General features: G+C 42.4%; 1 protein-coding gene. It reads left to right on the top strand.

What is annotated here, in order from left to right; translation table 11 throughout:
- Positions 1–1,496: hypothetical protein (locus ADH31_RS01615; protein WP_049508556.1), on the top strand; the 1,496-nt coding region annotated here is incomplete at both ends.

The raw sequence follows: 1,496 nt of genomic DNA, 5'->3' as shown, positions 1-1,496 counted from the left end.
ACAACTGCTGCTACAGAAGCAACTGCTAAGAAGGTTGAAGAAGACCGTAAGAAACTAGCTAAACTTTCAGCTGAGATGGGTGAGTATCTTGCAAAAGCAGTAGATTTGCCAGATACGGACACTGCGATTCTTAAAGTTCAAACCGCGATTTCTGAAATTGAAGATGCGCTGAAAGATCCAACTGCAGACCTAGGTGCACTTGTTAAATCTGCTACTTCAGCACGCAACTCTATTGCTAATGCTGTTTTACGTGCAAATTCAGGTCAGCGTGACAGCCGTAATGGTCAAGCTATGCCAACAGGAGAAAGCCTCAGAGGTTTTGCACCTGTAACGCTGAATGAGCATACGACTGCCTCACTTGAGCAAGGAACATTTGCGAGCGGTAACCGTGAAGTTCTTTGGCGTATCAACATGCATTCGCAGAGTACACTTAACTACGCTGGTCTGATTGCGCAAGTGGATAAAAACACAACCATCACTCGTGTTCTTTTCAATGGAGAACCGATGGAAAAACGTGGTGGTTCTGGGAATGAGTACGTCTTTAACAAGCGCCATGATTTGAATAGAAACTTAGATGCGACTATTTTAATCTATGCAACGGTGAATAATAATTCTAGTGAAGCTACTTTGGATGCCCAGGTGGCTACAAGTAGTAGACCGTTCGAAAGCGATTCAACTGCTGGAAACTACACTAGACTTATGCATGGAACGGTTGCTACCGGTGTAGGTCAAAGAGCAGAAGATAAAAAGCCGACTATCTCTATCAACCCTTCTTATGTTGAGATTTATAACGATGAGGTTCTAGGGGGAGCAAACGGAATTCCTTTTGTCATGAGAGATGATAAAGGGGTGCTAAGTACGTTAGCTGACCCGAACAATACTATCATCACTGGTCTGACGATGAGTCGTACACCGGACGCAAAGACGGGATACAAAGGTTATTATGGCGGGAAAAATCCTACTGAACATATATCAGTGGTAAGTGGGACAATTGGTCGTGATTCTAATACTTGGAAGCCAATGACTCCAGGTGTTTACAACCTTGATTTCAAAGTGTTTGACACTGCTGGACAAAATACTTTAGGGCGTTTGACGCTTAACATCAAAGGTTTCAATGAGCGTAACAATCCTGTAAGTGGTGCGACAGTAGGTGTTAAAAATCCTTCAGCACTAACGCAAGAAGAAAAGAATCAAGTTCTTGAAAACTTTAAGCAGGCCAATACAAAGATTCTTACTAGCACAGATTATGTAAAAGGTAAAGAAATTGGTTCGCTTGCTGTATCTGATAGTGGTGTGATTACAGTTACTTATCGAGATAAGACAGTGGATACTGTCCAAAGTAGCTTGAAGGATTTGACATCAGAAAGTATTTCAGTTAGCAAGTCTATTTCTACAGTTGCAAGCAGAAGTGCTTCAGAGAGTGCGTCAAAATCAGCATCAACAAGTGCTAGTCAAAGTGCCTCAACAAGTGCATCTAAGTCAGCGTCGACAAGTGC

This window comes from Streptococcus pseudopneumoniae (assembly GCF_001072375.1).
Taxonomy (GTDB): domain Bacteria; phylum Bacillota; class Bacilli; order Lactobacillales; family Streptococcaceae; genus Streptococcus; species Streptococcus pseudopneumoniae_L.
Note: the sequence above shows the minus strand (reverse complement) of the source record. Positions and strands in the feature narration are given on the sequence as shown.